The 23,950-nt window shown below is 70.0% G+C and carries 21 protein-coding genes and 1 tRNA gene; 5 read left to right on the top strand and 17 right to left on the bottom strand.

The features are described 5' to 3' along the window. Positions 1-92 precede the first annotated feature (92 nt). The 5 genes from EV375_RS05335 to EV375_RS05315 all read right to left on the bottom strand — a co-directional run bounded on the left by EV375_RS05335 (position 93) and on the right by EV375_RS05315 (position 5,146). Positions 93-842 (bottom strand): SDR family oxidoreductase, encoded by a 750-nt coding sequence (locus EV375_RS05335; RefSeq protein ID WP_130298421.1) that lies wholly within the window; start codon positions 840-842, stop codon positions 93-95. Positions 843-897: 55 nt separating this feature from the next. Then, positions 898-1,701 carry an SDR family oxidoreductase gene (locus tag EV375_RS05330; protein WP_130298420.1) on the bottom strand — a complete coding sequence of 268 codons (804 nt, stop codon included), beginning with the start codon at positions 1,699-1,701 and terminating at the stop codon, positions 898-900. 15 nt (positions 1,702-1,716) lie between these two features. Next, positions 1,717-3,051, bottom strand: coding sequence for an MFS transporter (locus tag EV375_RS05325; protein ID WP_130298419.1), 1,335 nt, complete (start codon positions 3,049-3,051; stop codon positions 1,717-1,719). A gap of 152 nt (positions 3,052-3,203) precedes the next feature. Further along, a complete protein-coding gene (locus tag EV375_RS05320) occupies positions 3,204-4,082 on the bottom strand; it encodes a polysaccharide deacetylase family protein (RefSeq protein ID WP_130298418.1) in 879 nt (292 codons plus the stop codon). A gap of 5 nt (positions 4,083-4,087) precedes the next feature. Further along, positions 4,088-5,146, bottom strand: a complete 1,059-nt coding sequence (locus EV375_RS05315) for an asparaginase (RefSeq protein ID WP_130298417.1) — start codon at positions 5,144-5,146, stop codon at positions 4,088-4,090. Positions 5,147-5,332: 186 nt separating this feature from the next. On the opposite strand from EV375_RS05315, the gene EV375_RS05310 reads away from it, so the two are divergent. The 3 genes from EV375_RS05310 (at position 5,333) to EV375_RS05300 (ending at position 8,139) form a co-directional block, all read left to right on the top strand. Further along, complete coding sequence (locus EV375_RS05310) at positions 5,333-6,397, top strand: LacI family DNA-binding transcriptional regulator (protein ID WP_207227985.1); 1,065 nt, start codon at positions 5,333-5,335, stop codon at positions 6,395-6,397. 124 nt (positions 6,398-6,521) lie between these two features. Continuing rightward, on the top strand, positions 6,522-7,013 hold the full coding sequence (locus tag EV375_RS05305; protein ID WP_130298416.1) for a hypothetical protein: 492 nt from the start codon (positions 6,522-6,524) through the stop codon (positions 7,011-7,013). Between the two features lie 244 nt (positions 7,014-7,257). Beyond that, positions 7,258-8,139 (top strand): Scr1 family TA system antitoxin-like transcriptional regulator, encoded by an 882-nt coding sequence (locus EV375_RS05300; RefSeq protein ID WP_130298415.1) that lies wholly within the window; start codon positions 7,258-7,260, stop codon positions 8,137-8,139. Positions 8,140-8,457: 318 nt separating this feature from the next. Here EV375_RS05300 and EV375_RS05295 read toward each other — a convergent pair whose 3' ends face one another. The 3 genes from EV375_RS05295 to EV375_RS05285 all read right to left on the bottom strand — a co-directional run bounded on the left by EV375_RS05295 (position 8,458) and on the right by EV375_RS05285 (position 10,459). Next, entirely contained in the window at positions 8,458-8,646 is a 189-nt protein-coding gene (locus tag EV375_RS05295; protein ID WP_130298414.1) for a hypothetical protein, read from the bottom strand. 241 nt (positions 8,647-8,887) lie between these two features. Beyond that, positions 8,888-9,352, bottom strand: coding sequence for a PPOX class F420-dependent oxidoreductase (locus tag EV375_RS05290; RefSeq protein ID WP_130298413.1), 465 nt, complete (start codon positions 9,350-9,352; stop codon positions 8,888-8,890). 180 nt (positions 9,353-9,532) lie between these two features. Further along, positions 9,533-10,459, bottom strand: a complete 927-nt coding sequence (locus tag EV375_RS05285) for a hypothetical protein (RefSeq protein ID WP_130301621.1) — start codon at positions 10,457-10,459, stop codon at positions 9,533-9,535. 114 nt (positions 10,460-10,573) lie between these two features. Between EV375_RS05285 and EV375_RS05280 the strand changes: the two genes are divergently transcribed. Then, entirely contained in the window at positions 10,574-10,972 is a 399-nt protein-coding gene (locus EV375_RS05280) for a chorismate mutase (RefSeq protein WP_486588295.1), read from the top strand. A 72-nt stretch (positions 10,973-11,044) separates the two neighbouring features. Here the strand turns inward: EV375_RS05280 and pyk are convergent, their stop codons facing one another. From pyk to EV375_RS05235, 9 genes are all read right to left on the bottom strand, one after another. Next, positions 11,045-12,481, bottom strand: a complete 1,437-nt coding sequence (gene pyk, locus EV375_RS05275) for a pyruvate kinase (RefSeq protein WP_130298412.1) — start codon at positions 12,479-12,481, stop codon at positions 11,045-11,047. 165 nt (positions 12,482-12,646) lie between these two features. After that, entirely contained in the window at positions 12,647-13,363 is a 717-nt protein-coding gene (locus EV375_RS05270; protein ID WP_130298411.1) for an SIMPL domain-containing protein, read from the bottom strand. 47 nt (positions 13,364-13,410) lie between these two features. Beyond that, positions 13,411-13,785, bottom strand: a complete 375-nt coding sequence (locus tag EV375_RS05265; RefSeq protein ID WP_130298410.1) for a VOC family protein — start codon at positions 13,783-13,785, stop codon at positions 13,411-13,413. A gap of 108 nt (positions 13,786-13,893) precedes the next feature. Further along, on the bottom strand, positions 13,894-15,354 hold the full coding sequence (locus tag EV375_RS05260) for a lysine N(6)-hydroxylase/L-ornithine N(5)-oxygenase family protein (RefSeq protein ID WP_486588696.1): 1,461 nt from the start codon (positions 15,352-15,354) through the stop codon (positions 13,894-13,896). A 59-nt stretch (positions 15,355-15,413) separates the two neighbouring features. Then, positions 15,414-17,150: a pyridoxal-dependent decarboxylase gene (locus EV375_RS05255; protein ID WP_130298408.1), complete on the bottom strand. Its 1,737-nt coding sequence runs from the start codon at positions 17,148-17,150 to the stop codon at positions 15,414-15,416. A gap of 249 nt (positions 17,151-17,399) precedes the next feature. Then, on the bottom strand, positions 17,400-19,262 hold the full coding sequence (locus tag EV375_RS05250; RefSeq protein ID WP_486588294.1) for a coagulation factor 5/8 type domain-containing protein: 1,863 nt from the start codon (positions 19,260-19,262) through the stop codon (positions 17,400-17,402). 258 nt (positions 19,263-19,520) lie between these two features. After that, positions 19,521-22,064, bottom strand: coding sequence for an aminopeptidase N (gene pepN, locus EV375_RS05245; RefSeq protein WP_130298407.1), 2,544 nt, complete (start codon positions 22,062-22,064; stop codon positions 19,521-19,523). Between the two features lie 58 nt (positions 22,065-22,122). Beyond that, positions 22,123-22,902 carry a helix-turn-helix domain-containing protein gene (locus EV375_RS05240; protein WP_130298406.1) on the bottom strand — a complete coding sequence of 260 codons (780 nt, stop codon included), beginning with the start codon at positions 22,900-22,902 and terminating at the stop codon, positions 22,123-22,125. Positions 22,903-22,985: 83 nt separating this feature from the next. Continuing rightward, positions 22,986-23,068: transfer RNA gene (locus EV375_RS05235), tRNA-Leu, on the bottom strand. Positions 23,069-23,158: 90 nt separating this feature from the next. Here EV375_RS05235 and EV375_RS05230 point away from each other — a divergent pair. Continuing rightward, entirely contained in the window at positions 23,159-23,833 is a 675-nt protein-coding gene (locus tag EV375_RS05230; RefSeq protein ID WP_486588293.1) for an ANTAR domain-containing response regulator, read from the top strand. Positions 23,834-23,950 lie beyond the last annotated feature (117 nt).

Genomic DNA, 23,950 nt, shown 5'->3' with positions numbered 1-23,950 from the left:
ACGGGCGCGGCGAGCGGCGGCTCCCGCACCGCCCAGCGGCGCGAGGCGCTCGGTCCAGAGGGTCTTCGGCCTCCCGCATGCTCCGCACACGGCTAGGCCATCACATCGCCGCTGTTGGGGCCCAGTGTCTGACCCGTGTAGAGATTGCCGCCGGGGTCGGATGCGAGCAGTACGGCCGTGGGTGCGACCTCCTCGGCGGTCCCGAAGCGCCCCAAGGGCAGCTCGGCCTCTTTGGCCCGTTTCCACTCGGCACTCAGCCCGTCGATGAGAGGTGTCGTGATCGGGCCCGGTGCGATCGCGTTGACCAGTATCCCGCGCCCGGAGACCTCGCGAGCAAGGGCGCGTGTGAAGCCGATGACGCCCGCCTTCGCAGCCGAGTAGTGGGTGAGGCCTTCGGCGCCCTTCTGTCCGAGCTGCGAGGCGACGTTGATGATCCGCCCGGCGCGGGCTTCGACCATGGACGGTGTGAACGCGCGGCAGGTCAGGAACACGCTTGTGAGGTCGGCATCGATCATCTGCTGCCATGTCGCCAAGCCCATGTCGACCAAGGGCATTTCAGTGAGGATGCCCGCGCAGTTGACGAGGACGTCGAGGCCACCGTGTTCCTCGATGACCGCGCCCGCGAGCGCGGTCACAGCATCCGGGTCCGTGAGGTCGGCGCCGTGCCTGGTGCCCGGTACGTTCGGGTCGAGCCTCTCCGCGGTGAGGTCGGTGCGGACGAGCACCGCGCCTTCTGCCGCGAACGCCTCGGCTATCGCGGCGCCTATGCCGCTGGCGGCTCCCGTGACCAGGCAGCGGCGTCCGGCCAGGGCGCCACTGCCTGTGGGGCTGGTGGAAGTCATGGTGCACCTTGTCTCTGTGGTCGAGGTCGGGATGCGAACGGACCGCGCACGGCCGTCAGTCGGGGAAGCGAACCGTGAGGCCGCCGTCGACAACGAGCTGCCGACCGGTCACATATGCCGCGTCGTCGGAGGTGAGAAAGCGGATGGCGCGGGCCACCTCGTCGGGGCGTCCCACCCTGCCGGCCGGGATGCGCTCACCCGCCGCCCGCAGTCCTTCGGGGCCGAGCGAGTTCTCCGCGTCCAGCGACTGCGGGGTCTCGATGAGCCCTGGAATCACCGAATTGGCCCTGATTCCGCGTGGCGCCAACTCGACGGCCAGGGAGCGGACCAGGCCGAGTACGCCTGCCTTGGCGGCGGCGTAGTGTGCGTGATCGGCCCAGCCGTAGACTCCGCCGGCGATCGAGGACACGGCGACCATGGCTCCGCCGGTTCGCATCGATGCCGCGGCCGACCGCAGTGTCCGCAGCACTCCGGTCAGGTCCACGCTGAGCATCTCGTCCCAGTTCTCGTCCGTCAGTCCGGCCAGTGGCGCGCGGCGCAGTACACCCGCGTTGGCCACCGCGATGTCGACCCGGCCGAACCTCTCGGACGCCGCCTCCATCAGAGCGTCCACGGACTGCGGGTCGTTGACGTCGACAGGAACGGCGACGGCCTGCCCGCCGGCCGATTCCACGTCCGCCACGGCCGGCGCCGGGTCGTGCGGATCGCCGGGGAAGTAGCCGAGCACGCTCACGGCGCCTGCCCGAGCGTAGGCAAGGGCGAGCGCCCGGCCGATGCCGCTCGCCCCACCGGTGATCACGGCGATCCTGCCCTGCAGGCCGTCGTCGCGGGGTGGTGTGGTGTGTGCGGTGGCGGTCATCGTCCTGCCTCCTCTTCAGGCTGCTTCGACAGTGGCCGGGGGGAGTGGCTCTTCGGTGCGCTGCACGACCTTGCGTGTGCCGAGCATCGCCAGGCTGGAGCCGAGCAGGCCGAGGGAGCCGGCGCAGAACGCCGCCGTCGTCATGGACGCTCCGGAGCCGATCAGTACGGTCAGCACCGCCGACCCGACGATGGCTCCGACGGGGCCCATGATGTGCGCCGTGTTGGGACCGATGCCGCGGACGTGGGCGGGGAAGGACTCGCCCATGTAGAAGAGCAGCGCGGCGTACGGGCCCGTGAGGAAGAACAGCCCGAGCGCATAGAGCGGGATGACGAAGGCGGAGCCGTTCGGCCCGTACAGCATGACGGTCATGACGACGCCGCCGACGAGCCAGCCGGCGATGATCGTGGTGCGCCTGCCGAGGCGGTCGCCGATGTATCCGTGGAAGAGGTAACCGGTGAATCCGGCCGCATTGGCGAGGATCAACACCAGCAGGGCGCTGTTGAACGAGACGCCCTTGGCTTCGATGAGCACAGTGGTACCCAGTACGGAGAAGACCTGGATCGCCATCCAGTTCAGCAGCCAGGCGCCGCTCAGGCTGATCGTGTGCAGCCGCAGGCCCGGAGCGAAGACGTCCCGCAGCGTGCCCGCCCGGTCGTCGTCGATGCCGGCCGCTGCCGCCACTTTGTCGGCTTCGTCGGTACGTCCCTCGGCACGCAGCTTGCGTACATGGCGCATGTTGACGAACACGGGCGACTCGGGAAGAAGCCGTGCCAGCAACACGATGACGACCGCAGGGAAGGTGGCGAACAGGAAGACGCCCCGCCATCCCGCGACGGGCAGGAAGACGGCGGTGAGGAGGGCGCCCAGGAGGGCGCCGATCGGCCAGCCGCTCTGTACGAAGCTGTACATGAAGCCGCGCTTGTCCTTACGGCCGTAGACCTCGTTGAGATAGACGCTGTTGACGACCTCCTCGGAGTACCCGAGGCCGGAGAAGGCCCGGACCAGGATCAGTGACAACTTGCCACCTGTCAGGGCGCTGAATCCCGAGGTCAGTGCGGCTCCGGCCGTGGTGATCATCAGGGACGGCTTGCGGCCGAGTCGGTCGAGCATGGGGCCGACTGCGAGCGAGACGACGAACGTGCCGGCCGTCACCCACGTGGCGACGGCGGTGCTCTCCGCGGAGTTCCACCCGAGATCCTTGGATATTTCGGGCAGAAGCGTTCCGAAGAGGGTGTGGTCGAAGACGCTGAAGACCCAGGCGAGGAAACAGACGATGGATACCCGGCGGACCATGCGTGGGGTGAGCGGGTGGCCGCCGGGAGGCAGGATGTCGGGTTCTGCGGGCATGAGGAATCTCCTGTCCGGAGCAACATGGGGACGGTGGTGGGCGCGCCTGGCGAAAAGGCGCGGCGGGTGACGAAGAGAGGGAAGTCGGAGAACAGGCCGGACCGTGGTGGCCGCGGGAAGGTGCGACGGGTGTCGAGCAGGCAGCCCTTAAGTCATCCACGGGGGCGGCGGTGCAGGAAGTCGTCGGCGATCTGGTCGAAGGTCACCCAGCGCACGCCCTCGTGGCTGTTGATGTGGTCGATCAGCCGCTCGTGCATGAGCAGGTTCTGCGGCCTGCCGGAGACGTCGGGGTGCACGGTCATGGTGAAGACCGCGTACTCGTTCTCGCGGTAGACCCAGTCGAACTGGTCGCGCCACATCGTCTCCAGCTCCCGCGGTGTGACGAAGCCGTGGCTGTTGGGGCTGGCCTTGACGAACATCATCGGCGGGAGGTCGTCCAAGTACCAGGAGGCCGGGATCTCTACGAGGTCGGTTTCCTCGCCGCGCTCCAGAGGCGTCATCCAGGTCCGAGCCGGGCGCTCGTAGTCGATCTTCGACCAGGAGTCGCCGACGCGTATGTAGTAGGGCTCGAAGTCGCGGTGCATGAGCGAGTGGTCGTACTTGATGCCGCGCTCGAGCAGCAGTTCGTTGGTCACCGGTGAGAACTCCCACCAGGGGGCCACGTATCCGGTGGGGCGGCGTCCGGAGCGGCGGTCGATCAGGTCGATGCAGTAGTCCAGAATCTCGGATTCCTGCTCGCGGCTCATGGCGATCGGATTCTCGTGGCTGTAGCCGTGCACACCGATTTCGTGGCCCGCGGCGACGCAGGCGTCGAACTGCTCGGGGAAGGTCTCCACTGAGTGACCGGGCCAGAACCAGGTCGTCGGCAACTCCGCCCGACGGAACATCTCCAGCATGCGGGGAACGGCGACTTCGCCCGCGAACAGACCCCGCGATATGTCGCAGGGGGAGTCCTCGCCCCCGTAGGACCCGAGCCATCCGCCTACGGCGTCGACGTCGACCCCGTAGGCCACCAGAATCTCCTTGCCCATGACGTTCACGTTCCTTTCGTTGTACGACCGTCGAGGGGTGACGGTTTCTTCGCCGGTGTGTGCGGTGGGTCCGCGGCCACCGCGCCGATTTCGTAGAGCCATTTCCGGCAGCGCAGTGCGGCCTGCTGTGGTTCTTCCTCGGCGGCGAGCGCCGCGGCGAGCACCAGTCGCGCCTGCCAGGGGGAGAGGTCGCCCGCGAACAGGGCTCCCGCTTCCGCGAGATCGCCGCCGCCGCCCGTGTACATGCCGGCGACGGGACCTTCGCCCGTGCGGCTCGCGATGAGCACGGGCGTTCCACGGGTGAGTAGTTGGAGGCACGCCTGTGTGACCTCGGGCGTCGTGTTGCCCGACCCGAAGGCGGCGATCACCAGCCCGCGGGCCCCGGCAGCGACCGCCGCTTCTACCGCCGAGGCGTCGGCACCGAGATACTGCGGGATCACGTCGACCCTGGGCAGATCGGTGGTGCCCGGCGACAGCAACGGCGCCTGCGGCGCGAATCCGTGCCGCCGCACACCTGCCTCGTCCACGTGTCCGATGGCGCCCCGGCCGGGTGCGGAGAACGCCCGTATCGCCAGAGTGTGGGACTTGCGCAGGCCGACGGCGGGCAGTACCTCGTCGCCGAAGACGACGGTGACACCCGATCCGGCCGCCTCGGGTGACGACGCCCAGCGAAGCGCTGCCGCGAGGTTGCGGGCGCCGTCCGTGGCCGGGTCGTCGTAGGGGCGCTGAGCCCCTGTGAGCACCACCGGTACCGGTCCGGCATGCGTCACTGCCAGCAGAAGCGCGGTCTCCTCCATTGAGTCCGTGCCATGTGTGATGACGATGCCGTCAGCGTCCGCGGCCGCTTGTCGAACGGTGTCCGCCAGCGACAGCACGTCCCGCACGGTGGCGGCGAAGCTGGTGATGCCGGACACGTCCCGCGACTCCACCTCGGCGTCCGAGAAGCCGCCGACAGACCTCGCCGCCCGCAGCAGACGGTCGGCGCCGACGGCGACCGAACGGTCCCGGGGGCCACCGCGCGAGGCGATGGTGCCACCTGTGCCGAGCAGGATCAGACGCTTCACGGGCCCTCCGCCGACTTGTCCACGCTAACGATTGCGCTAACGATTGCGTAGCATCTTCCACGGACCCCCCTACTCGGTCAATAGGGAGATGAGAACGTAATCGGGAGCCCGGTGGGACGCGGGTCACCGAAACCCGTACGACACAATGCCGTTGGACTTGGTCTCAGCAGAGGGGAAACGGAAACGGTGGTTGACGGTTGGAGCGGCTCCGCCGAAAGCGCTGCGGAGGATCGGCCGGGCACGAACCACTCCCGTTCCCCGAAGCTGGCCGACATAGCCAAAGCGGCGGGTGTCCACGCCACGACGGTCTCCCGGGCCTTGCGCGGCGACACAGGGGTCGGGCGGGAGACAGCCGAGCGGGTACGGGCGGTCGCGCGCGAACTCGGATACCTGCCGCACGGCGCCGCGACGAGTCTGCGGACCGGCCGCTCCAAGATGCTCGGTGTGGTGGTGCCCAGGCTGACCGACCTGGTCCTCGCCACGATCTACGAGGGGATCGAGCACGGCTCGGCGGATGCCGGCTATCAGACCGTCGTCGCCAACAGCGGTGACGACATCGACGTCCAGCAGGTGCGGGTCGACACGCTGCTGGGTGCCCGCGTGGACGGGCTGATCCTCGGTGACGCCCGAGCGGACTCACCTCTCGTGGGGAATCTGATCAAACGTGGCATTCCCGTCGTGCTCACCTCCCGACGTCTTCCCGACGTACTGTCCGTCACCTGCGACGACCCTCTCGGTGGCCGCTTGGCGGCCGAGCACCTGCTGGGGCTCGGGCACTCGCAGCTCGCCGTGATCGCGGGAGAGCCGTATGCGTCCACGGGCGCCGAGCGGACTGCCGGGTTTCTCCAGACGTGCGAGCGCGCGGGTGTGGACGTCCCGGCCACGCACGTCCTGAACTCGCGGTTCGATGTGCGCGGCGGACGCGAGAGCGCCGAGCAGCTGCTTCGACTCCGTCCACGGCCGACCGCCCTGTTCGCCGTCAACGACTTCTCCGCGATCGGTGCGATGGGGGCGATCCGTGATGCGGGCCTGCGGGTGGGTGACGATGTCGCGGTCGTGGGCTTCAACGACGTGCCGTTGGCAGCTGAGTTGCCGGTAGGGCTGACGACGGTCCGGTCGCCGATGCGCCAGATGGGATACCGGGCGGCGGAGACGCTGATCTCGCTCATCGGGGGTTCCGGGGGTGACTCGGTCCGTCTGGCTCCGCAGCTGGTGGTGCGCGCCTCGAGTACGGGTAGCGCTACGAGCTGACATTCGTCCCGTAGCGGACCGAGAGTTCGGGCAGGCGGTGCTGTGCGGCACGTCCCGGCGGCCTTCTGCGGAACCTCTCACGCGCCTCTTCCGTCAGAGCGGTGAAGCAGGAGGTAGATCGAAGATGCGACACAGCACGACAGGTACCGCCCGACGCAAGGCCGCGCTCGTCCTGGCCCCGGCGATGGTCGCCGTGGCCCTCACGGCGACCGCGTGCGGCGGCAGCGGCCAGACCGTGAGCAGCGAGGCGCCGAAGAAGCAGACCCGCTTCGAGAAGCGCGCGGCCGAGATCGAGCAGAGCTGGCCGAAGGTGCACAAGACCAAGGGCAGGCACCGGGACATGCTGCCGATCGAGGCTGCTCAGCCACCGGTGAAGGGCGAGAACGACTCCCTGACCGTGACCGTCGGACACGGAGGCTGTGAGACGAAGTACGGCGCGCACGTGCGCGAGACCAGCAAACTCGTGATCGTCTCGGGCTGGTCGAAGAAGGACGAGAAGGCCGACTTCTGCACCAAGCAGATCGTGACCGACAAGAAGAAGGTCGAGCTGAAGAGCGCACTGGGCAAGCGCACCGTCGTCGACGCGGCGACGGGGAAGATACTGATGACGGGATGACACATCGGTCGGGGAGCCGCGGCGCGCGGAACGCGTTGCGCAGGCCCTGACCCCCTGACGCCGGTGCCTCCCGGCCGAGGCCCCGCACCACTTCCACGTGGTGCGGGGCTGCCGCGTGCGTGGACAGCTCTGATAGCTTCGTGCGACCTCGTCCTTTTCTTTCGTCACCATCACAACGACGCGGCAGCCAGGGCAAGTTGAGACTCGCGCTCTTCCGTGGCCGGCCGCGGACAGGAGCCTGTGCGTGAGCGAGGCACTGCCGAGCGGCCAGAGTGCGCCCACGGTGCTGCGTATCATCCTCGGCAAGCGGCTGAAGGAGCTGCGGGAGAGCAGGAACGCTCAGCTGGAGGAGGCGGCCAGAGCCCTGGGCGTCAGCCATCTGACCATCCGCCGTATCGAGAACGCTCAAGTGAGCCTGAAACTCCCCTATGTGAGGGAGTTGCTGCGCTTCTACGAGGTCTCCGACGAGGAGGCGCGCGACTTCACGGACATGGCCGAGCAGGCGAACGAGCCCGGCTGGTGGCACAACTACAAGACGGCGCTGCCCGACTGGTTCCGTGCGTACGTCTCCCTGGAGACCGCCGCCGAGGTCATCCGCGTATACGAACCGCACTACGTCACGGGCCTGTTGCAGACCCGCGACTACGCGCGGGCCGTGATCCGCGCAGGCTTCCCGTACGAGGCGGCCGACGTCCTGGAACACCGTGTGGACCTGCGCCTGCGCAGGCAGGCGCTGTTGGGCGGGGAGGGCGCACCGACGCTGTGGGTGGTCCTGGAGGAGGCCGCGCTGCGGCGTGAGGTCGGCGGGCCCGATGTGATGCGTGCGCAGATCGAGCATGTGATGGAGGCGGCCGAGGACCCCCGCATCACCTTGCGCGTTCTTCCACTGGCTGCCGGTGCGCACTCCGGTGCGAGCGGCCACATCACCTACTTCCGTTTCCAGGAACGGGAGTTGCAGGACATCGTCTACACGGAGGTCGGCCTCACCAGCGCCGTGTACCTGGACCAGCGGCCGGACGTCGTGGCCCATCTGGAGGCCTACACCCGCATCTCCCGCCTCGCCGCCGAACTGCTGCCGGACCCCCGGACGTATCTGGACCGGCTGCGCAACGAGTTCAAGCGGTGACCTCTTCCCGCGACGCCCGCACCGGCACCGGCGGTCCGTGAAGCGGCCGCGTCGTGCGGCCGCTGCTCGGGCGGCACGGTCCACGCCGGCCGCGAGGCGAATCCGCGCCGGTGACCGTGCAGGACCCGCCGGGAGTGCCGGGAGTGCCGGGAGCGCCGCAGGAAACGCCGGCATCGGGACGGGCCCGTACTTTTCCGCTCCGTGGGAGAACACCGCGGCCCTGGTCCGCAAGCCTTACGTGACGGGCCCCACGCGGTCAGGCACGCCCCGGCCCGCACGTGGGGCCGGGCGACGATGCCCGGCCCCGTGACGGCGTCCTCAGTCGATCCCCCGCCAGATGTTGGGTTCGAAGCTGATCTCTTCCTCGTCCTCGACACCCGCCAGCAGCCACAGCGGCGCCTCCAGCCACACTCCCGGTGGCGGTGGCAGTTCGTTGCCGCCCGTCATCACGCGGTCACTCAGCGACCGTGACGGCGCAGCTGTGATCGTGGGCACTGTCGTGGTCATTTCTGCGTCAACTCCCCTGTACGACTCGGGCGCAGCGGTCATCGGGCCCAGCGGTCATCGGGCACAGCCGGCCCCGGGATGCAACCGCCTCCGCAAGGCCCCCGCTCACTCGATTCTGACCCCCGTGAGCGCACTCCGCAGCCCGACGGAACAGACCGGCACGGGGTGCCGACGCACGTCAGAGGCCCAGGTGCGCGGTCACCCTCCGCATACGCCCTGGCAGGGCGCGGGGACGGCAGGCTCAGTCGGCCAGCCGCGCCGGGAAGCCTCCCGTCGCAATCGGCCCCCAGTGCCGCGGCGTCACACGGATCAGGGACTTGCCCTGCTTGAGCATCGCGGAGCGGTACTCGTCCCAGTCGGGGTGCTCGCCCGAGATGTTGCGGAAGTACTCGACGAGCGGCTCCACCGAGTCCGGGGCGTCGATGACTTCGGCGTCGCCGTCGACCTGCACCCACGGGCCGTTCCACTCGTCGGAGAGCACCAGGACGCTCACGCGCGGATCGCGGCGCGCGTTGACGGTCTTGGCCCGCTCGGGATAGGTCGAGACGACGATCCGGCCGGAGTCGTCCACGCCGCACGTCAGCGGCGACGCCTGTGGCGCGCCGTCGGAGCGGCGGGTGATGAGGACGGCGCGGTGGCGGGGGCGTACGAACTCGAGCAGTCCTGCCAGCTCGACGCGGGTGTTGGTGGCGATGGAAGGGCTCATACCGCGAACGTACGGCATCGGCCCCCGTCCGCGCGCCGGGCGGGCGGCAAGCGGTTGCCCCGGCCCGCTCCGACGCGGCGCCGGCACGTGCCCAGGAGCGTCAACAGGCCCGTGCTCCACCGGAGTTGAAGCGTGGTCACAGACGCCGTCCGTGCGCGTGAGGCGAAGCGGCACCGGCCCTCACGTGTCGCAGTCGAGCACCGCGCGGCACAGCCCGCACCGCGCCCGCAGCTTCCCCCGCACGGGTACGCGGATGCGCTGCTGGCACGTCGGGCAGGGAAAGGAGACCCGCAGCGGCGAACGTTCCTCGAAGCAGTACGAGTAGGCGTCCGCGTCAGGCGGGTACGGGACGCTGCGCGGGTGGCCCAGCACGTACCGCCGGTCCCGGGTGTAGCGGCGCCGTCCCGCCCAGCCGGAGGCCGACAGCGGCGGCCGCGTCTCGTCGGACCGGGCGAGGCCGCTGCCCTTGAGATAGGCCTCGTACGCCTGCGGGCTGGTGAACCACACCTCGGGGCCCTCGCCGAAGACGGCGGCCCGCTTCGCAAGGACGTAGCCGAACTCCTCCGGCGTGAGGTAACCCAGCTTCTGCGAAGAGAGTTGGTCCTGGCGGAAGGCGTCCAGAAGCAGCCAGCCCGCGCCGAAATAGGTGGTGGCGGTGTCGGTGAGGATCTCGTTGTCCCGCGTGCCGTGGAAGGCGAGGCCGAGGCGGTGCAGATACACGTGCATCACCTCGTGCGCGAGGGCCGCCCCGATGTCGCGGCGGTGATGCTTGAAGCGGGCGTTCAGTTCGATGAAGTACTCGGGGCCCGCGGCGAGTTCGACGTGCGCCGCGTGCTCCATCTCGCGGAAACTGACGATCATACGGGCGTCGGGCAGCCGGAACTGCTGCACCATGACGCGGGCCACGCGCTGCACCCCGGCGTAGAGGTCCTCGGAGTCGGAGAACGCCACGTCGCCGGGCGGGACGCTCACGTCGAAGGTCCGCAAGGTGTCCCACGAGAGGCGCTTGTAGAGCGCGGTGATGGAGGCGCGCACGGTCGCCAGATGCGGGAATCCCCGCTCGACGGGGTCCTCGGCAGGCCCCGTCGGCGCCCCCCGTGCCGTCATCGACACCACCCCCGGAGTTTTCTCGGTCACTGTCACTGTACGGGCGCGGACCCGTCCGCGAGGTCGGCATAGGGTCGTAGCAGGCCACCATCCCCGCGACCTGGAACGGCAGGCATGGCGAAGATCCACGGCGAGACCAGCGGCACCGGCACGGGCTCCGGCGGGAGCCCCGCGAGCGGCACCGGCTCATCGACCGGCTCCGGCGAGGACACCACCGCAGGTGTCGACGAGTCGGTGCGCAACGAGCTGATCGAACTGCGCGACAGCATCGACAACATCGACGCGGCGGTGGTGCACATGCTCGCCGAGCGCTTCAAGTGCACCCAGCGCGTCGGCCGCCTCAAGGCCGACCACGATCTGCCCCCCGCCGATCCCGCCCGCGAGGCCAGACAGATCGCGCGGCTGAGGGAGCTGGCCGTGTCCGCGAAGCTCGACCCGGCCTTCGCCGAGAAACTGCTCAACTTCGTCATCGCCGAGGTGATCCGCCACCACGAGACGATCGCCCGCGCCTGAACCTGGCCGCGGCGCCCGCTGCGGGCCGCCCGCCCGCGGCGGGCAGGGCCCTGCGCCCGTACCTGCCCGCGTTCAGCGGCCCGGAGCGTCGTCCTCGCCGATGTGGTGGACGCGGACGAGGTTCGTGGAGCCGGGAACGCCGGGCGGGGAGCCCGCGGTGATGACCACGAGGTCGCCCTTCTCGCAGCGCCCCAGCTTCAGCAGCTGCTCGTCGACCTGCCTGACCATCTCGTCCGTGGTCCGCGCCGTCGGACCCGTGAAGGCCTCGACGCCCCACGTCAGGCTGAGCTGCGCCGCTGTGGCGGGCTCCGGCGTGAACGCCAGCACCGGCACCGGCGAGCGGTAGCGGGAGAGGCGGCGCACCGTGTCCCCGGACTGCGTGAAGGCAACCAGGTACCTCGCGCCGAGGAAGTCGCCCATCTCCGCCGCGGCTCGCGCGACCGCACCACCCTGGGTGCGCGGCTTGCTCTGCTGCGTGAGCGGCGGCAGGCCCTTGGCGAGTTCCTCCTCCTCGGCCGCCTCCACGATGCGTCCCATCGTCCTGACCGTCCCGGAGGGGTGCTTGCCGACGCTCGTCTCACCCGAGAGCATCACGGCGTCCGTCCCGTCCATGACGGCGTTCGCGACGTCGGAGACCTCCGCGCGCGTCGGCCGCGAGGCGTCGATCATCGAATCCAGCATCTGTGTGGCGACGATGACGGGCTTGGCGTTCCGCCTGCACAGCTTGATCGCGCGCTTCTGCACCAGCGGCACGGACTCCAGCGGCATCTCGACACCGAGGTCGCCGCGGGCCACCATCACCCCGTCGAAGGCGTCGACGACCGACTCCAGGTTCGTCACGCCCTGAGGCTTCTCCAGCTTCGCGATCACGGGGAGGTACCGGCCCTCCTCCGCCATGATCCGGTGGACCTCCTTCACGTCGTCGCCGCTGCGCACGAAGGACAGGGCGATGACGTCGGCACCCGTGCGCAGCGCCCAGCGCAGGTCCGCCACGTCCTTCTCCGACAGGGCCGGCACGGAGACCGCGACGCCGGGGAGGTTGAGGCCCTTGTGGTCGGAGACCATGCCGCCCTCGATGACGACGGTCCGCACGACGGGACCGTCGACCTCCGTCACCTCCAGCGTGACCCGGCCGTCGTCGACGAGGATGCGCTCGCCGCGGGAGACGTCCGCGGCCAGCCCGGAGTAGGTGGTGCCGCAGCGGGAGCGGTCGCCCTCGACCTCTTCGACGGTGACGGAGAACTCGTCGCCGCGTTCGAGGAGTACGGGCCCCTCACGGAAGCACCCGAGGCGAATCTTCGGACCTTGAAGATCAGCGAGAACCCCGACAGCGCGGCCGGCCTCCTCGGAGGCCTTGCGCACCCGGTGGTAACGCTCCTCGTGCTCGGCGTGCGAGCCATGGCTCATGTTGAATCTGGCCACGTCCATGCCGGCGTCGACGAGCGCCTTGATCTGCTCGTACGAGTTGCTGGCGGGGCCAAGTGTGCAGACGATCCTTGCGCGGCGCATGCCACGAGCCTACGGCTTACCCACAGGTAGAGACCTGCTTGCGGCGGATTCGTCAACCACCTTGACCGCAGCGGCCGTTGACAACTTCTAAAGTGAGAGGGCGACCGCTCCGATGAGCGGCATTCAGGTCTTCACGTGATCCGTGAGTGCGCGGTGCTCAGGAACTCACAGCGCGGGCCTGCTCATCACGAACCGGGCGTTGACCTGAGCCTGCACCCGCTGCCGCTGCGGTTCCAGGTCCAGAACCGGAGCCGCCTCCTGCGGCGCGCCACGGTATCCGGCGGCGCGCGCCCCGAGCGGCGGAGGCGACGGCGCGGCACTGCTCTCCGCTCCGAGATCGGCCAGCTCCAGCAACGACACCAGTTCCGCGTCCAGCGCCGCCGCGTACTCCCGCGCCCGCGTCACCGCCTCACGCACCGCCTGCTGCCGGGCCTCCCGGTGCGCGGGGGAGTCCGCACGCAGCGCCCACCACGGACCTTCCACCCGTGTCAGCTCCAGGTCGGCCAGGCGCGTGCTCATCTCGCCCAGAGCCGTGAAATCGCCGACGGTGACGGTGATCTGCACCCGGCCGTTGTAGGTGCGCACCTTCTCCCGGCGGCCCTTCTCCGTCAGCTCGGGCGTGACCGAGAAAGTGCCGGTGGCGAGCTTCTCCACGGCCTCCCCGTACCCCTTGACCAGCTCCAGCACCTCCGCGTTCCGGCGCGTGAGCGACGCCAGGGCCTCCTTGCGGTCGGTGCCGCGGGCGCTGACCGTCACCGTGATGCGGGCGACCTCGGGGTCGAACTCGAGGGTCGCCTCGCCCCGCACGGCGACCCTCGGTTCGTCGGGCGTGCCGTAGGGGAGGGGGCCGGAAGCCGCGGAGTGACCGGGTGTGTTCGTCATACGGTCACTCTCGCAGAACGGCACCGGCCCGCGCCGGGGATCATGGATCATTCCGGCCCGTCAGGGCGGTGGCAGACGGCCTCCACGTTGTTGCCGTCGGGATCGCGTACGAAAGCGCCGTAGTACGACCCGTGGTACTCGGGCCACAGCCGTGGAGCGTGCAGCACCTGCGCCCCGGCCTCGACCGCGGCCTCGTGGAAGGCGTCGACGGTGGCACGGTCTCCCGCGGCGAACGCGATGTGCACCTCGCGGGCCTCGCCGCCGTTCGTGGGGCCCAGCCAGAAGACAGGACCGGTGCTGCCGTAGCCGATGACCTCCCCGGAGTCGAGGACGCGGCCGGCGCCCAGGGGTGCCAGGACGGCGTCGTAGAAGGCGGCGGCGGCCGAAGGGTCCTGCGTCTGAATCGAAATGTGATCGAACATCCCGGCAGTCTTCCACCCCGGGAGTGCCCTGTCCGCGGCTCTCACGAATCGGAGTCACGGTCCTGGACCCGGAACGCGAGACCCTCCCGACGCTCCCCGCGCCAGGGCCTATGTCATGCGCAGCGGACGGAACTGCGCGTGCCGCCGGTCCGCCTGCTCGGCCACACCGGGGGAGCCGTTGGCGAGCGCACCCTCCGGACGCAACCCGAACGTCGTGAACGCCGTGCGCCGCGGGAGCCGGTAACGCTCCTCGCCCGTCAGCGAGTTGAGGATCACCGCGCTGCGGTGCGCAGCCAGACCCAGATCGGGCGCGCCCACGCCGTGCGTGTGCCGCTCCGCGTTCTGCACGAACACCGAGCCCGACACCGACCGGTCCGTCACCAGCCGGTACTGCTCGTCGACCCGGATGCGCTCCGACGCGTCCCGCCGCAGCCACGGCTCCAGCGACGCCAGCACGCCTCCCAGCGGACGTTCGCGGTAGCCCGTCGCCAGAACCACCGCATCCGTCGCCAGCCGGGTGCGGACCCCCTGCTCGGTGTGCTCCAGATGCAGCTCCACCCGCGTCGCACCGATCCGCCCCGCCGTGCGGACCGCCACCCCCGGCGTGAGCACCGCATCCGGCCAGCCCCCGCCCAGCGTGCGGTGGTACAGCTCGTCGTGGATCGCGGCCAGGGTGCCGTGATCGACGGCCTTGTGCAGCTGCCACTGCCGGGGGACCAGACCGTCCCGCACCGACTCGGGAAGACCGTGGAAGTAACTCGTGTAGTCCGGCGTGAAGTGCTCCAGGCCCAGCTTGCTGTACTCCATGGGCGCGAACGCCGCGCTGCGCGTGATCCAGTGCAGTCCCTCCCGGCCCGCGGGCCGCCGCCGCAGCAGATCGAGGAAGACCTCCGCCCCCGACTGGCCCGACCCGACCACCGTGACGTGCCCGGCCTCCAGGAGTCGCTCACGGTGCTCGAGATACGCCGAGGAGTGGATGACGGGCGCGCCCGCACCCACCGACGACGCCAGCGAGCGCAACGGCTCCGGCACGTGCGGCGCCGTACCGACGCCAAGGACCAGGTTGCGCGCGTACGAACGGCCCTGCGCCGCAGCGCCGTCGGCCTGCCGGCGGGTGAAGTCGACCTCGAACAGGCCCGCTTCGGGATGCCACCGCACGGCGTCCACGCGGTGGCCGAAGTGGACGCTGTCCAGCCCTTCGCAGACCCAGCGGCAGTACGCGTCGTACTCCGCGCGCTCGATGTGGAAGCGCTCCGCGAAGTAGAACGGGAACAACCGCTCCTGCGCCTTGAGGAAGCTGAGGAAGGACCACGGGCTCGCCGGGTCCGCGAGGGTGACCAGATCGGCCAGGAAGGGGACTTGGAGCGTGGCGCCCTCGATGAGCATGCCCGGATGCCAGTGGAAGCCCTCCCGCTGCTCGTAGAACGCCGTGCGCAGACCCGGAACGCCGTGGGCGAGCGCGGCGAGGGAGAGGTTGAACGGGCCGACGCCGACGCCCACGAGATCGAGAGGCGGCGACGCGGGTCCGTCGGCGGGCCCCTCCGCGTCGGGCCGCCGCTGCCCCGGCACCGCGGACGACAGCTTCGCCGCAGCGGGAGGCCGGGCCGTGCGCGGTTCGTCGGCTGTCGTCATGAGCGCTGGCTCCTCGCGGTGCTGGTGCTGGTGCTGCTGTCGACGGACGTGGGCCGGGGCGGCGGCGGGAACAGCCAAGCCGAACCGGCCGCCGCCGTGGCCGGGGAAGCAGGACCCGCACCGGGAAGGGCCGAAGCCGGTTCCCGCTCGGGGCGTGCAGAAGCCGGTCCCGCCTCGGGGAGGGCGGAGGCCGGTCCCGCCTCGGGGCGTGCGGAGGCCGGTCCCGCCTCGGGGAGGGCGTCGCGCACCAGCTTCAGCAACGACTCCAGATCGCTGCTGCGCGCGTACGGATTGAGCAGCGTCGCCTTCAGCCACAGGTCCGCACGGCCGGTTCCGCCCCCGTCTCCGGCCGAGCACGCACCGATGTCGGCCCGGCCCAGCACGGCGCTGCCCTCCGACATCAGGCGTCGCCTGACCGAAGCCACCGTCGCAGCGTCCGCCCCCACCGGACGGAACAGCACCGTCGACAGTTCCGGTCTGGCGAACAGCTCCAACCCCGAGTCGGCGTCGATGAGTTCCGCCAGCGAATCCGCCACGGCGCACGTCCGTTCCACGAGCTCTCCCAGCCCGCTGCGACCGAGGGCGCGCAGCGTGACCGCCACCTTCAGCACGTCGGCGCGGCGCGTCGTACGCAGCGAACGCCCCAGCAGATCCGGAAGCCCGGCGTCGCAGTCGTCGTCCGCGTTGAGATAGCCGGCGCGGTGGCCCAGAGGCGACAGGTCCCGCTCGTCCGGCACCACGAAAATCCCCGCCGCCACCGGCTGCCACCCCAGCTTGTGCAGATCGAGGGTGACACTGTCGGCCCGCTCCAGCCCCGCCAGAAGCGGACGCAGCCGCCGGCTGAAGAGCAGCATGCCGCCGTACGCCGCGTCCACATGCAGTCGCGCGCCGAAATCCCCGGCCGCATCCGCCAGTTCCCCGAGCGGATCGACAGCTCCCGCATCCGTCGTGCCGGCGGTGGCGACCACCAGGACGGGAGCGCCCCGCCCCTGCGCGGTGAGCGCCGCACGCAGCGCACCCGGGTCGAGCACCCCGCCCGGCGCCGGCACACGCACCGGCTCCGGCAGACCCAGCAGCCACGCCGCGCGGTGCACGCTGTGGTGTGCGTTCGTACCGCACAGGACGCGGACGTCCGGGCCGAGCCGCTCACGGGCCAGCAGCACGCCCAGCTGATTCGACTCCGTGCCGCCCGTCGTCACCAGCGCGTCCGGTCTCGCGTCCGGGCCGCCGGCTGCCACGTCGCCGCCCGGACTGCCGTCGCCGCCGGCCCCGCCGTGGTAGACGAGCCGCGCCAGCGCCCTGCACGTCCACGCCTCCAACTCCGAAGCCGCAGGCGCCTGATCCCACGAGTCCAGCGAGGGGTTGAGCGCACTCGCCCCGAGCTCCGCGGCCGCCGCGACCGCGAGCGGAGGACAGTTCAGATGCGCCGCGCACAGCGGATCGGCCGGATCGGCGGCCCCTTCCGCGAGCAGCCGCACGAGCGACCCCAGCGCCTCCCGCGCGCCGGTGCCCCGCTCCGGAATCACACCGCCGCGCAGCACCTCGGCGACACCGGCGGCCACTCGCCGCGGCCCTCCGCCCGGCAGCGGGCCGCAACGCCGCACCGCCCCCTCCTCCAGGGCGTCGATCACCGCACCGGCCAGCGGACGCAGCGCGGCGGCTCCTTCGGTGCCGCCGGCGAGCGGTGGGCTGAGGGCACCGTCGGTGGGCGCGGAGGAGGGCGGGAGCGGCATGAGCGGTAATCCTTCGCCGACGCGGACCAGCAACTCCCGGCACGGCGAAGCACACAAGCGCGTGCCCGCCGACCGGGAGGAGTTGGTGAGGTGGCCCTAACTTACGTGCGTACGGCGCCTGTTGATCTCGATCCGAAGCCTGGTTCGCCCGAAGGGGTGATCCTCACGGCGGAGGCTCCCCGGGACCCGCTCGCCCGGGGGAGCCTCCGATCCGTCATGCGGCCGCCGCGGTTCCGCGCCGCTCGCCCGTCACGGATACGCCGTGACCGTGGCCACGTTGCTGTCGGCGTTCGCCGGCCCGCCGGTGCCGTTCACCACGTGCTCGATCGTGCCCGTCCCGCCGAGCGAGACCGACGTCATGTGATGCATCTTCACGCCGTCCGCCTTCGGCACCTCGAAGGAACGGTCCGCGACGACCGACTCGTCGACGTTGAAGAAGCAGTAACTCCCCAGCCCGAACGCCTGGTGGTCGGTGACCGACTCGTTGACCTTGTAGGCGGCGAAGCCCCGCGTGTCACCGTTCATCCACGCGTCCTGGTCCGGCGGGTCGTAGGGCATCTCGTTCTGGAAGAAGTAGGTGCGGCCGCGTTCGCCGTTCCAGATGACCTGGTACTTCTTGTAGTGCTCGGCGAACAGCCCGTACGCGGTCACGTCGTCGCCGTTGACGATCAGGCCCGTGTCGGCCGGGTTGGTGTCCCAGCCGACGCCGTCGCCGTGGTCGGCGCGCCACAGCCACAGATGGTCGGCCATCACGTGCGAGCTGTTGATGACGAGGCTCGTCTCCGACCTCGCGGCGCCGATGCCGCCGATGCGGATGAACACGTCGTGCAGCGACGTCGGGTTGGAGGAGTGATCCGCGTCGGCCCCCTTCGGGCCGACCTCGACCAGCGTCGGAGAGTTCTCCTTCCCCGCGTCGACGAGGAACCCGGCCAGCTTGACCCCGTCCACATCCGCGACCGTCAGCACCGCGTTACCGCGTGCCGGGATGAGCGTCGCCAGGCCCAGGCCCAGCACCACGGTGTTCTTCTTCGTCACCGCCAGCGGCTCGTCCAGCTCGTAGACGCCCGGCGTCAGCAGCAGATGCTTCCCGTCCGCCAGCGCCGAGTTGAGCTTGCCGGCGGAGTCGCCGGCCTGCGCGATGTGGAAGTCGCCGATCGGCAGGGACTCGCCCTTCGGGGCGCCGCCGGACCAGCTCGTGCCGCTGGAGTCCTCGCGCAGCGCCGGCACGAACACCTGGTAACCGCCGTCCTCACCGACGTACAGGTAGGGCTTCTCGCGCAACCTCGGCGTCGCCTCGACGGTGGTGTACGGGGGAGAGGGGAAGCCGTCGCCGCTCGGGGCGTTCTTCGCACCCACGAAGACCATGTTCCAGTTCGAACCCGACCAGCTGTCCCATTCGGTGTTGCGTGAGAGCCACTGCTGTTGCGAACCGGAGCGCACCTGCCCGTCCACGACGGTGTCGGCCATCAGGCCGCCGCTGGACCAGCCGCCGTCGTCCAGCTCCAGGTCGCCCCTCACGTGCATGCGCCGGTACGGAGCCGCCTGGGAGACCGCCCAGCGGTCCTTGCCTCCCGACGGGGTCACCGAGATGCCCTCGGCGCAACGCCAGAAGTTCTGCGTGGCGTTACCGTCGAACCAGTCGGCCTCGGCGTGGACCGCGCCGGAGATCTTCACATCGTCGGGAGTCAGCCCCAGCCCGGCGACCTGCGTGAAGAAGCCGACGTTCACATCGGCCTCGTACGAGCCCGGTTTGAAGAGGAAGGCGTGTCGGCCTTCGCCGAACTGGGCCTCCTCCTGCTTCTCGAAGACCGAGTCGACCTTCGCCTGGATGTCCTCGGCGGGGGTGTCCGGGCCGAAGACGGAGACGTTCGGACCGAAGTCCGGCTCGGCGGCGGAGGTGCCGGAGCCGGAGAGGGCGGTGACGGCGGAGGCGGCCCTGGGAGCGGCGGCTGCACCGAGCCCGCCGAGCCCGGCGGCGGCCAGTGTCGCCAGCACCGCACGGCGGCGGACGACGGAGCGGGACGGTGCAGCCTGGGCGTCCTGAGCGTCCTGGGCGCCCGGTACCTTGCCGGGCTCCTCGATGCCGTGGGGCGAGTGGGGTGTGGGGGACATGCGGGTCCAACTCCTCGACGGTGTCAGGATGGTGAGAGGACCGTAGGTCCGGACTATCAGTTGGTCAAGGCTAAAGTTAAGGCCTGAGAGAAGTGCGGCGAAGCACACAACGACCGGACCGGCACAGGCACAACCGCAAGCCCCGACAGGCAGCCGGCCCGCAGCCGTTCCGCCGGTCCGACCGACGACCCGGCGGCGGTCGCGGCATCAGGAGCCAGTCACCCCCCACGGCCGGCCCCGCAGTCCCGGCCTCCCCCGTCACCACCTCTGAGCGGACTCCCGCACCCGCAACGCACGCCGCAGGTCATCCAGCTGATCGGCCAACTCACGCCGCAGCGTCGGCGTCACATCCTCACCCGCCGCACAATCCGTCCCACGACGCAGCACCCCCTCCTCGACGACCGTACGAGGAAACGCCAACCGCCCCACGATCGCCGCCACAGCAGCACCACGCCGCGCCGCCACCGGCACCGCATCCGCGAAATACCGCTCCGCGAACCCGCCCTCCTCCAGCAACTCCCGCTGCTCCGGCTGCCAGAAGCCCTGCGCCGTCGCCCGCAGCAAATAATTCGACAACTCGTCCGAGGCGAACATCGCCCCCCACGCCGCCTCCTTCTCCGCGGCGTCCGGCAACGCAGCCCGGCAACGCGCCGCGCCCTCCCGGCCCGCGGCACCCGGATCGGCCGCCAGCTCCGCGTCGATCTCCGCCGCACCCACCGCACCCAGCACCGACAGCCGCAGCAGCAGCCGCCACCGCAACTCCGCGTCCAGCACCGGCCCCCCGGGCACCGAACCCGCCTCCCACCAGCCGTACAACTCCCCGGCATCCACGGCGCAGTCGACGAACTGACGCACCGCCGTCAGACGCAACCCCGCCACGGCCCCCTCACCGGCCGCACCGCCGTCAGTACGAGCCAGCACCTCGCGGCACACACCCGTCAGCAACTCCAGCGCGCCACCGCGCCGTTCCGCCGGCACGAAGCGGTCCGCGACCGTGCCGCGCGCGAACGACAGCACACTCTCCAGGACCGACACCTCCGGCTCCGACGGAGCGTGGTCCCGCACCGCCTCCAGGAACTCCCTCGGCGGCAGCTCCGCGTCCCGCACCATGTCCCGCGCCGCACTCCACGTCACCGCACGCGACAGAGCATCCGGAAGCCCCGACAGCGCCCCCCGCACCGTCCGCCACGAGACATCGTCCAGCCGCACCTTCGCGTACGTCAGATCCCCCTCGTTCAACAGCAGCAGATCAGGACGCGGCCCTTCAGCGACCACCACCGACTCCGCCTCGTCCGCCGCCACTTCACGCTCGAGACGCTCCCGCAGCACCAGACGGCAGGGATCCGCAGGCGCCACGTCGTACAGCCCCAGCCCCAGCAGATGCGGACGGCTCCCCTCATGGCGCAGCGCCACCGACCACCGCCCCCCGTCCTCACCGACCCGCGGCGAGAACGTGTCCACCCCGGTCGTACGCAGCCAGCGCTCCGCCCACCCCGGCACATCACGCCTCGACGCCCCGGCAAGCGATTCGATGAAATCCGCCAGCGTCGCATTCCCGAAACGATGCCGCGTCAAATGCCTGTTGACGCCCGCCAGGAAGTCCTTCTCGCCCAGCCACGCCACCAGCTGACGCAGCGCCGAGGCCCCCTTCGCATACGAGATGCCGTCGAAATTCAGCAAAGCCGAAGCGGTGTCCGGCACCGCCTCCGGCTCCGGCGCCACCGGATGCGTCGACGGACGCTGATCGGCGTCATAACCCCAGCCCTTGCGCGCGACCGCGAAATCCGTCCACAAACCCGTGAAGCGCGTCGCCTCATGCACGATCTGGTAACCCATGTACTCGGCGAAAGACTCGTTCAGCCAGAGGTCGTCCCACCAGCGCAGCGTCACAAAATCCCCGAACCACATGTGCGCCATCTCGTGCGCCACCGTCACACCGCGTGTGCACCGCTCCAGCTCCGTCACTGCCGACCGGAACACGAACTCGTCCTTGAACGTCACCAGCCCCGGATTCTCCATCGCCCCCGCATTGAACTCCGGCACGAACGCCTGGTCGTAGGAGTCGAACGGATACGGCTCGTCGAAGACCTCGTGATACCGGTCGAAACACCGCCGCGTGATGTCCATCAGTTCCTCGGCATCCGCATCGAGGAACTCCGCCAATGAGCGCCGCACATGAAGCCCGAACGGCAGCCCGGCATGCTCCGTACGCACCGAGTGGTACGGCCCCGCCACGACCCCCACCAGATACGTGCTCACCGGCGGCGTCGACGCACACTCCCAACGGCCCGCCGACGTCCTGCGCGCGACACCGTTGCCCAGCACCGTCCAGTCCTCCGGCGCCGTCACCGCCACCTCGAAGACCGCCTTCAGATCCGGCTGGTCGAAACACGCGAACACCAGCGGCGCGTCGTCCAAACAGCACTGCGTGTACAGATACACAAGCCCGTCCGCCGGATCCGTGAACCGGTGCATGCCCTCACCGACCCGCGAATACGGCATCCGCGCCTCCACGCGCAGCTCGTGAGCCCCCTCAGCCAGGCCCCGCAGCCACAGCCGGCCCTCCCCGAACGCACTCGCCGCATCCAGCGCCACCCCGTCCAGCTCCGCGCGCAGCAGCTCGACGGGACGCACCTCCAGGAACGTGTCCGCCCCGCCCCGGCCCCCCTTCACCGAGAAGCGCACGGTCGTCACCGACCCGAACTCCTCCTCGCCGCACGTCAGATCGAGATCGACGGCATACCGCTCCACTTCGAGGAGCCCGGCCCGCGTACGCGCCTCGTCGCGCGTCAGTGATGACATGCGGGCCATGCTGCCGCACCGCGAGTGCGCACGCACCGCAGTAAATCGCCGCGGCGGATCAGTATTTGGGACCGACGTGCGCGTCCATCAACGCGACGGAGGCGCGGGGTGCGATGGAGATGTTGTACGGGTCGCTGCCGCGGGCGAGCGTGCTCCACTCGACACCGAGCCGGTCGAGGGTGTCGGTGTAGATCTTCCTGATGTCGTCCGATTTGTTGGTGAAGTAGTACCGGGGATATTCGTAGCGTTTGCGCTCCCCGCCGACCATGCGGGTCGTCCAGTTGGTGAAGCGACAACCGTCGGAGTGGACAAGCCCTCGCACCAGCTCCCACGGATGCTCGTCGACGAATTCCCGCTGCCAGTCCACCAGCACGATGGGCCGCTCGTGCTTCCGGCCGGGCCCGTGCTGAGGAAGCAGACATTTCCAGTGCTTCGTGTAGGACTTCACCTCTGTGCATCCGATCTTGGCGCGCCGTCCTGTGCCTGCACCTTTGATCACCTTCCTCATCGCCTCTTCAGCGGCGTCGATGAGGCCCGGATAGGAATCGCAGCAATAGATGGACAGATGGTGCTGCTTTCCCTTCGAGACCAGGTGGCCGTCCCCGAGGTAGAGGCCGAGCAGGTAGGAGTACGCAGGCCCGTCGATCGGCAGCTTCAGGCACCGCGGGCAATCGTGGGGGCGCTCGAACGTGACTCCCCGGGCTTTGCGGTCCTGGTGCAGCCACCAGCCGATCGTGCCCCGGGGTATGCCGAGCCTCTCCGCCACGGCCCGGTTGGAGACTCCCTGTCCAAGCAGGGCGAGAGCCTCATCTTTGAGCGCAGGGCTGTGCTGTTCCATGCACACAGCGTGAACGCCGTTCCACTGTGGCGATTGGGAACAGCTGATCGGTAACCCGAAAGGGTGGCCGATCAGGGAAAAGGTGCCGGGTGCGGGATTCGAACCCGCATGCCCTTTCGGACAGATGCTTTTGAGGCATCCGCGTATGCCGTTCCGCCAACCCGGCCACAGCTGCTCTGGGAGTGTACCGGGTGACGGCTGCCCGGAGGTACTCGATACCCTCGTACCTCCCACCTGTGCGGAAACGAGGAGCCCAGTGAGCACCGCGGACATCCCCGAGCCTGACAACTCCGTCGCCGACGCCTCCGCTGCCGGTGAGCAGAGCGCCCATGTGCCGCCGCTGACCACGCGGGTGGTGATCGCCGAGGACGAGGCGCTGATCCGGATGGATCTGAAGGAGATGCTGGAGGAGGAGGGCTACTCCGTCGTCGGTGAGGCGGGTGACGGGCAGCGTGCGGTGGAGCTCGCGCGGGAGCACCGTCCGGATCTGTGCATCTTCGATGTGAAGATGCCGGTGCTGGACGGGATCTCGGCGGCGGAGCAGGTCGCGGAGGAGAGCATCGCACCGGTGCTGATGCTGACGGCTTTCTCGCAGCGGGAGCTGGTGGAGCGTGCGCGTGACGCGGGTGCGATGGCGTATTTGGTGAAGCCGTTCAGCAAGAGCGATGTGGTGCCGGCGATCGAGATGGCGGTGTCGCGGTTCACGGAGTTGCGGACGCTGGAGAAGGAGGTCGCGGATCTCTCGCAGCGTCTGGAGACGCGGAAGCTGGTTGACCGGGCGAAGAGCGTGCTGCAGACGCAGTACGGGCTGACGGAGCCGGCCGCGTTCCGCTGGATACAGAAGACGTCGATGGACCGGCGGCTGTCGATGCAGCAGGTCGCCGAGGCTGTGATCGCGGACGGCGAGGAGCGCAAGCAGCAGGAGCGGTGAGTCGGGGCCGGTCCGGCCGGCTCCGGGCCCGCCACGCGGCCCCCGCCATGCGGCAGATCTCGGCGTCGCCGCGAAGCTCGAGTGGGCCGCTCCCGGGTGCCGGGGGCGGCCCACTCG

This window comes from Streptomyces sp. CNZ301, from assembly GCF_004217425.1.
This window is presented reverse-complemented; position numbering and strand designations above follow the sequence as displayed.

Bases quoted from the DNA above. Each gene is read 5' to 3' on its own strand.
- pepN (WP_130298407.1), bottom strand. From the start codon at position 22,064: ATGTCATCACTGACGCGCGACGAGGCGCGTACGCGGGCCGGGCTCCTC.
- EV375_RS05335 (WP_130298421.1), bottom strand. From the start codon at position 842: ATGACTTCCACCAGCCCCACAGGCAGTGGCGCCCTGGCCGGACGCCGC.
- EV375_RS05270 (WP_130298411.1), bottom strand. From the start codon at position 13,363: ATGACGAACACACCCGGTCACTCCGCGGCTTCCGGCCCCCTCCCCTAC.
- EV375_RS05330 (WP_130298420.1), bottom strand. From the start codon at position 1,701: ATGACCGCCACCGCACACACCACACCACCCCGCGACGACGGCCTGCAG.
- EV375_RS05305 (WP_130298416.1), top strand. From the start codon at position 6,522: ATGCGACACAGCACGACAGGTACCGCCCGACGCAAGGCCGCGCTCGTC.
- EV375_RS05290 (WP_130298413.1), bottom strand. From the start codon at position 9,352: ATGAGCCCTTCCATCGCCACCAACACCCGCGTCGAGCTGGCAGGACTG.
- EV375_RS05320 (WP_130298418.1), bottom strand. From the start codon at position 4,082: ATGGGCAAGGAGATTCTGGTGGCCTACGGGGTCGACGTCGACGCCGTA.
- EV375_RS05295 (WP_130298414.1), bottom strand. From the start codon at position 8,646: ATGACCACGACAGTGCCCACGATCACAGCTGCGCCGTCACGGTCGCTG.
- EV375_RS05240 (WP_130298406.1), bottom strand. From the start codon at position 22,902: ATGGAACAGCACAGCCCTGCGCTCAAAGATGAGGCTCTCGCCCTGCTT.
- EV375_RS05280 (WP_486588295.1), top strand. From the start codon at position 10,574: ATGGCGAAGATCCACGGCGAGACCAGCGGCACCGGCACGGGCTCCGGC.
- pyk (WP_130298412.1), bottom strand. From the start codon at position 12,481: ATGCGCCGCGCAAGGATCGTCTGCACACTTGGCCCCGCCAGCAACTCG.
- EV375_RS05255 (WP_130298408.1), bottom strand. From the start codon at position 17,150: ATGCCGCTCCCGCCCTCCTCCGCGCCCACCGACGGTGCCCTCAGCCCA.
- EV375_RS05265 (WP_130298410.1), bottom strand. From the start codon at position 13,785: ATGTTCGATCACATTTCGATTCAGACGCAGGACCCTTCGGCCGCCGCC.
- EV375_RS05325 (WP_130298419.1), bottom strand. From the start codon at position 3,051: ATGCCCGCAGAACCCGACATCCTGCCTCCCGGCGGCCACCCGCTCACC.
- EV375_RS05250 (WP_486588294.1), bottom strand. From the start codon at position 19,262: ATGTCCCCCACACCCCACTCGCCCCACGGCATCGAGGAGCCCGGCAAG.
- EV375_RS05285 (WP_130301621.1), bottom strand. From the start codon at position 10,459: ATGACGGCACGGGGGGCGCCGACGGGGCCTGCCGAGGACCCCGTCGAG.